This window comes from Saliniramus sp. (assembly GCF_035311605.1).
Lineage (GTDB): Bacteria > Pseudomonadota > Alphaproteobacteria > Rhizobiales > Beijerinckiaceae > Saliniramus.
In genome coordinates this window covers 1-7,140 of the sequence record NZ_DATGCW010000083.1, presented here as the reverse complement: position 1 = coordinate 7,140, position 7,140 = coordinate 1, and the positions used below count along the sequence as shown (strand labels likewise).

Below are 7,140 nucleotides of genomic sequence, written 5' to 3'. Positions count from 1 at the left end.
GCGCGCCGAGCTCCTCGAAGACCTTCGCCGCCTTCGCCGTCATCGCCTCCACTTCCGGGTCGAGATTCTCGACGTAACCCAGTCGCGGGCTCCAGCCGATGCGCAGGCCGCGCACCCCGTCTTCGAGTCCCACACGGAAATCGGGCGAAGCACCGTGCAGTGCGGTGATATCACGCGCATCGGGCCCGCTGGTCAGGCTGAGCATCAATGCCGCATCGCGCACCGAGCGGGTCATTGGGCCGATATGCGAGACGATCGCGAAAGGTGAGGGCGGATAAGCCGGGATGCGGCCATAGCTCGGTTTCATCCCGAAGATCCCGCAAAAGCTCGACGGAATGCGCACCGAACCGGCGCCGTCCGTGCCGATATGCAGAACACCCAGATTGAGCGCGGCGGCGGCACCGGCCCCGGCCGAGGAGCCACCGGTGGTGTGGCGCGTATCCCAAGGGTTGCGCGTGATGCCGTGCTGCGGCGAATCGCCGAGGCCCTTCCAGCCGAATTCCGGCAAAGTCGTGCGCCCGACCGGAATCGCCCCGGCCTCGACCATGCGCCCCACCACCGGCGCGGAAAAGGCCATTCGACTGTCAGCGGATGTGCGCGAACCGCGCAGCATCGAATAGCCTTCCTGCGCGACATTGTCCTTGACCGTCATGGGCAGGCCATCGAGCGCACCCAAGGGTTCGCCCTTCACCCAGCGTGCCTCCGATTCGCCCGCTTTTGCGAGCGCCGTCTCGCGGTCGATCCAGACGAAGGCGTTGAGCGCCGGCTGATGTGCCTCGATCGCATCGAGAACGGTAGTCGCGACCTCTTTCGGTGAAATTGTGCGGTTGCGATAGGCGGCGAGAAGGTCATGGGCGTCGAAGGAGAGAAGATCGGTCACGCTGTTGCCCTCGGTCGATGGGTCTGTGGCTTTGACGGCAGCTTAACAAAGCCCGCCGGGCTGACCAGTCCACCGCGGGCAGGAAAGTACGCGAAGCCGTGCAAGAGCCGGTTGGGTTTTGGTCGCCGGTTCGGCGTGGAGGATGCGATGGTGGGCGAATGCCTGTAGGCTACCTGCGGCACAGCGAATCAGCGGAGCGAGATCTTGGCGCAATCCCCCGGCGCATCGACCCAGGACCCCGCAGAGCAGGACGCGGCTCCGCCTCGGGCGCCGGATCCCGAGCGCGGGCGTCGCCGCCTGGGCCTCGCGGCCTGGTGTCTGTATGACTGGGCGAATTCCGCCTTCAACACGGTGATCGGCACGTTCATCTTTTCGGTCTATTTCGCCCGTGGCATCTATGGCGACGAGACAGCCGGCGCGGCCTTGTGGGGCTATGCGCTGGGCGCGGCGGGACTGACCGTGGCGATCCTGAGCCCGATTCTCGGATCGATCGCTGATCGTGGCGGGCGGCGCAAGCCGTGGCTGTTCAGCTTCATGATGATCACCGTGATCGCGACGGCCCTTTTGTATTTCGCCCGGCCTGACGCGTCCTTCGTGGTCTACGCGCTTGCATTGATGATCATCGCCTCGATTGCCTTCGAGCTCGGCACGGTGTTCTACAATTCCATGCTGCCGGTGATCGCGCCGCCGGACATGACCGGGCGGATCAGCGGCTGGGGCTGGGGCATGGGTTATATGGGCGGCCTCGGTGCGCTGGCCCTGTGCCTCGTCCTGCTGGTTCAGGCCGAGGAGCCGTTCTTCGGACTGGTGGGTACGGATGGCGCGCAGAACGTGCGTGCCACGGTGCTGGTCGTGGCGGCCTGGTTCTTCCTCTTCTCTCTGCCGCTGTTCTTTCTCACACCTGATACGAAGGCCAGTCCGGCGCCCTGGCGCGAGCATGTCACCAGGGGCCTTGCGGTCTTGTGGAACACGCTGAAGCAGATCCGCCATCAGGGACATCTCGTGCGCTTCCTGATCGCCTCCGCGCTCTATCGCGACGGCCTGTCGACGCTGTTTGCCGTGGGCGGGCTCTATGCGGCGGGCACCTTCGGCATGAGCTTCGACCAGATCCTGATCTTCGCCATCGGCCTCAATGTCACGGCGGGGCTCGGTGCCGCGAGCTTCGCCTTCGTCGATGACCGGATCGGACCGAAGGCGACGATCCTGATCGCACTTGCCGGCCTGATCGGACTTGGCGTGACGATCCTGATGGTCGATGACGTCACCACCTTCATCGCGCTGGCGCTCGGGCTCGGCATCTTCGTCGGCCCCGCCCAGGCGGCAGGGCGCTCGATGATGGCGCGGCTGACGCCGCAAGCGATGGAATCGGAAATGTTCGGCCTCTATGCCCTGGCCGGCAAGTCAATCTCCTTCCTCGGCCCGGTGCTCTACGCCACCGCCACGACGATCTTCGACAGCCAGCGCGCCGGCATGGCCACCATCGTCCTCATCTGGACCGCCGGCGCCCTCCTGCTCGCCACCGTCCCCGCCCCGAAGGCGCGCCGCCCGGAGGCGCCAAAGGCGGTGCTCAAGGGCGTGGCGAACGGGGGGTGAGGATGGATCTCGACCAAATTCTGATCAAATCGCTTGTGCAGAATGGTGGTCTGACGGATGAGGACATCGCCGCGATTGCCGATGTCCCGATAGCCGCAATCGCTGGCTGGAAGAGTGGCCACACCAAGCCGCCGCCACGCCATGCGCTGATTCTCGCGGATCTGCGTCGCGTCACCGAACAGCTCGGTGCGTATTACACTCCGGACAAGATACGCATTGGCTTCATGCGCCCCATCCGCAGCTGGACGGGACGCGTTCGGTCGATCTGATCCGGCATGGCCGCAGCACTGCGGTGTTGGCAGTGATCGATCGGCTCGATGGCGATGTTTTCATCTGAGGAAGCGGGGTCCAAAGCCCTCCCGCCTCACCCGGCGTCCTTCTCCAGCCGCGTCAGCCAGCGTTTGGCCTGGCGCTTGACATTGGCCGGTGCGGTGCCGCCATAGCTCACGCGGCTTTTCACCGAGCGCTCGACACCCAGCACCTTGAAGATCTCGTCGGTGATGCGCGGCTCGACCGATTGCATCTGGGCGAGCGTGAGTTTTTCCAGCCCCGTCTTCTGCGCTTCCGCCATGGCGACGAGGCGCCCGGTAACGTGGTGGGCGTCGCGGAAGGGCATGTCGAGGACGCGCACCAGCCAGTCGGCGAGATCGGTGGCGGTGGAAAAACCGGCGCCGGCCCAGCGCTTCATCGCCTTGGTATCGGGCTCCATGTCCTGCACCATGCCCGTCATCGCCGCGAGGCAGAGCGAGAGCGATTGCAGCGCGTCGAACATGCCTTCCTTGTCTTCCTGCATGTCCTTGGAATAGGTCAGCGGCAGCCCCTTCATTACGACGAGCAGGGCCTGGAGCGCGCCAAAAATGCGCCCGGACTTGCCGCGTATCAGCTCCGCGGCATCCGGGTTCTTCTTCTGCGGCATGATCGAGGAGCCGGTGGTGAACTTGTCGGAGAGCCGGATGAAGGCGAATTGCGGCGTCATCCACAGCACGATCTCTTCCGAAAAGCGCGACAGATGCACCGCGCAGATCGAAGCGGCCGAAAGCGTCTCCAGAGCAAAATCGCGATCGGCCACCGAATCGAGCGAATTCGCCGTGGGCCGATCGAAACCCAGCGCCTTCGCCGTCATCTCGCGATCGATCGGGAAGGACGTGCCGGCCAGGGCCGCCGCGCCGAGCGGGCATTCGTTGAGGCGCTTGCGCGCATCCGCGAGCCGCCCGCGATCACGGCCCAGCATCTCGACATAGGCCAGCAGGTGATGGCCGAAAGTGACGGGCTGGGCCGATTGCAGATGCGTGAAGCCGGGCATCACCGCTCCAGCGAAGGCATGGGCCTTCTCGGCGAGGGCCGTTTGCAGGCCGCGTATCTGGGCGTCGAGGGTGTCGATCGTGTCGCGCACCCAGAGCTTGTTATCAGTCGCGACCTGATCGTTGCGCGAACGGCCCGTATGCAGGCGCCCGGCCACCGGGCCGATCAGATCCTTTAGACGTGACTCGACATTCATATGGATATCTTCGAGGGCGCGCGAGAACGTGAACGATCCCGCTTCGATTTCCTCGAATACGCTCTTGAGTCCGCCCGAGATCGCCGCCACATCTTCACGGGAGAGGATGCCGGTTTCGGCCAGCATCGCGGCATGGGCGAGCGAGCCCTGAATGTCCTGGCGTGCCATGCGCTTGTCGAAGTCGATGGAGGCGTTGATCTCCTCCATGATTTCGGCGGGTCCGCTGGCATAGCGTCCGCCCCACATCCGATTGCTCACGTGCTGGCCCCTCTTGATGGAATGACGGTGAAACCGACGATGACGATGCAGAATGACGAGCCGAACCGCCCCGTCGATGATCCCGATCAAGCGATAGCGCCTGCTTCCGGACGGGGCAAGGCCCCGAAAGCGTTGATCGCGCTGGGCCTGCTCATCGGAGTGGCGGGTATCGCCTATACCATGCTCTCCCCCGGCGGTGAGGCGGTAGCGGAAGCCTGCGCGCCATCGGTTCCGCTGGTTGAGGCGCTGGCGCCGCATGCGCGTGGCGCGGTGGCGGCGGTGAACGTGCATGAAGTGCCGCGCCTGCCACCCGAATTCAGCTTTGCCGGCCCCGATGGCGAGGCCATGACGCTGGCCGATTTCTCCGGGCGCACGGTGCTCGTCAATCTCTGGGCCACCTGGTGCGCGCCCTGCCGCGAGGAGATGCCGGCGCTCAATACCCTGCAGACGGAATTCGGCGGTGACGATTTCGAAGTGGTGGCGATCAATGTCGATACCCGCAATCTCGACCAGCCGCGCGCCTGGCTGGAAGAGCACGGCATCGACGATCTGCGCTTCTTCGCCGAGCATGACGGCGTACTGCTCCAGAGCCTGCAGCGTTCCGGCCATGTCGTGGGCCTGCCGACGACGGTAATCTTCGGGCCCGGCAATTGCGAACTCGCCGTTCTGCGCGGCTATGCCGACTGGGCCAGCGAGGACGGGTTCCGCTTTCTGCGCGAAGCGCTCGCCGGTGCGCGCGGTTCATCTTGACGCGGGCCTGCACTGTTGTTCTGATGCTCTTCTACGCTAGGCGAAGCGGCTTCGTCGCGTGTTGGGCGTCGGGAGGACGTGATGGCGCGGGCAACGGAATCGGGCGCCGATCAGGGCGCAAGCGCGCAGACCGGTATCATCTTCGAACTCGACGGGCGTGAGGTTATCGCCCGTGCCGGCGAGACCATCTGGGACGTGGCCCGGCGCGAGGGTGTCACCATCCCGCATCTGTGCCATCGCCCGGAAGCGGGCTATGCGCCGGACGGCAATTGCCGCGCCTGCATGGTCGAGATCGCGGGAGAGCGCGTGCTTGCCGCCTCCTGCATCCGCGAAGCGCAGCCCGGCATGGTGGTCACCAGCGCCTCCGACCGCGCTGTCACCGCGCGCAAGCTGGTGATGGAACTCCTCGTCGCCGACCAACCGCCGCAAGAGACGGCGCATGACCAGATTGCGCCCCTGTGGCACTTCGCCGAGGCACAAGGCGTCGCGCAATCGCGCTTTCCCTCGCGTTTTGCGGATGAAACCCCGCATCAGGATCTCTCGCACCCGGCCATGGCGGTCAATCTCGACGCCTGCATCGCCTGCAATCTGTGCGCCCGCGCGTGCCGCGACGTTCAGGTCAACGACGTGATCGGCATGGGCTTTCGCGGCGATCATCATCGCCCCGTCTTCGATCTCGACGATACCATGGCGGATTCCACCTGTGTGGCCTGCGGCGAATGCGTTGCGGCCTGCCCCACCGGCGCGCTGATGCCGAAATCCATCGTCGATGCCGATACGCAGATCGGCACGCGGGCGGTCGATCGCGAGGTCGATTCCGTCTGCCCCTATTGCGGCGTGGGCTGCCAGATCTCCTACAAGGTCCGCGACGGTGAAATCGCCTATGTCGAGGGGCGCGACGGGCCGGCCAACGAGAACCGGCTCTGCGTCAAGGGCCGCTTCGGCTTCGACTATATCAGCAACCCCCAGCGCCTGACCAAACCCCTGATCCGCCGCGAGAACGCGCCCAAGGGGCTCAATGTCGATCCCGCGAACCCGCTCACGCATTTTCGCGAGGCGAGCTGGGACGAGGCGCTGGGCCTCGCCGCCAAAGGCTTGAAACGCATCCGGAAGGATCATGGCGGGCGCGCCATTGCCGGTTTCGGCTCGGCCAAGGGGTCGAACGAGGAGGCCTATCTCTTCCAGAAGCTGATCCGGCAGGCTTTCGGCACCAACAATGTCGATCACTGCACGCGGCTGTGCCACGCTTCCTCCGTCGCCGCCCTGATGGAGGGGATCGGCTCCGGCGCTGTGACGGCGCCGTTCACCGATGCGCGCCACGCCGATGTGATCATCGTGATCGGCGCCAATCCGACCGAGAACCACCCCGTCGCCGCGACCTATCTCAAGCAGGCCGCCAAGGCCGGCGCGCGGCTGATCGTGATGGATCCGCGCGGGCACGCCCTGCGCAAGCACGCCAGCGATCTCGTACAGTTCCGCCCCGGCTCGGACGTGGCTCTGCTCAACGCCATGATGCATGTCATCGTGGCGGAAGAGCTCTATGACCGGCAATATATCCAGGCCCATACGGAAGGCTTCGACAAGCTCTCGGCGCACCTTGCCCGCTACACGCCGGAAGCCATGGCGCCCGTTTGCGGCATCGAGGCCGGGCACATCCGCGACCTGGCCCGCGCCTATGCGACGGCGGAACGCGCCATGATTTTCTGGGGAATGGGTGTCTCGCAACACACGCATGGCACCGACAATGCCCGCTGCCTGATCTCGCTCGCCCTGATGACCGGCCATGTCGGGCGCCCCGGCACCGGTCTGCATCCCCTGCGCGGCCAGAACAATGTGCAGGGCGCCTCCGATGCGGGGCTGATCCCGATGGTCCTGCCCGATTACGCGAAGGTGAGCGATCCCGCCGTGCGCGAGCGGTTCGAGGCGCTTTGGGGCTTTGAAATCGACCCGCAGCCGGGGCTCACCGTGGTCGAGATCATCGAGGCGATCCATCGTGAAGAGATACGTGCCATGTACATCATGGGCGAGAACCCGGCCATGTCGGATCCCGACGTCGCCCATGCGCGCGAGGCGCTGGCCGCGCTCGAGCATCTCGTGGTGCAGGACATCTTCCTCACCGAGACGGCGATGTTTGCCGATATCGTGCTCCCCGCCTCGGCCT

At 65.4% G+C, this 7,140-nt stretch carries 6 protein-coding genes; 4 read left to right on the top strand and 2 right to left on the bottom strand.

All coding sequences use genetic code 11. From position 1 onward, the window contains the following. Positions 1–880: amidase family protein (locus tag VKP01_RS04030; protein ID WP_324410506.1), on the bottom strand; the 880-nt coding region annotated here is incomplete at its 3' end. Between the two features lie 204 nt (positions 881–1,084). On the opposite strand from VKP01_RS04030, the gene VKP01_RS04025 reads away from it, so the two are divergent. Next, a complete protein-coding gene (locus tag VKP01_RS04025) occupies positions 1,085–2,473 on the top strand; it encodes an MFS transporter (protein WP_324410504.1) in 1,389 nt (462 codons plus the stop codon). A 2-nt stretch (positions 2,474–2,475) separates the two neighbouring features. Beyond that, complete coding sequence (locus VKP01_RS04020; protein WP_324410502.1) at positions 2,476–2,742, top strand: hypothetical protein; 267 nt, start codon at positions 2,476–2,478, stop codon at positions 2,740–2,742. 95 nt (positions 2,743–2,837) lie between these two features. On the opposite strand, the gene argH is transcribed toward VKP01_RS04020, so the two are convergent. Then, positions 2,838–4,229 (bottom strand): argininosuccinate lyase, encoded by a 1,392-nt coding sequence (gene argH, locus VKP01_RS04015; RefSeq protein ID WP_324410501.1) that lies wholly within the window; start codon positions 4,227–4,229, stop codon positions 2,838–2,840. 39 nt (positions 4,230–4,268) lie between these two features. Here argH and VKP01_RS04010 point away from each other — a divergent pair, with 39 nt between their 5' ends. Together VKP01_RS04010 and VKP01_RS04005 are read left to right on the top strand one after the other, a co-directional pair. After that, on the top strand, positions 4,269–4,979 hold the full coding sequence (locus VKP01_RS04010; protein ID WP_324410498.1) for a TlpA disulfide reductase family protein: 711 nt from the start codon (positions 4,269–4,271) through the stop codon (positions 4,977–4,979). A gap of 81 nt (positions 4,980–5,060) precedes the next feature. Beyond that, positions 5,061–7,140 (top strand): molybdopterin-dependent oxidoreductase (locus tag VKP01_RS04005; protein ID WP_324410497.1); only part of this gene is annotated, 2,080 nt, incomplete at its 3' end.

Coding starts and splice junctions, on each gene's coding strand:
- VKP01_RS04020 (WP_324410502.1), top strand. CDS start 2,476: ATGGATCTCGACCAAATTCTGATCAAATCGCTTGTGCAGAATGGTGGT.
- VKP01_RS04010 (WP_324410498.1), top strand. CDS start 4,269: ATGACGATGCAGAATGACGAGCCGAACCGCCCCGTCGATGATCCCGAT.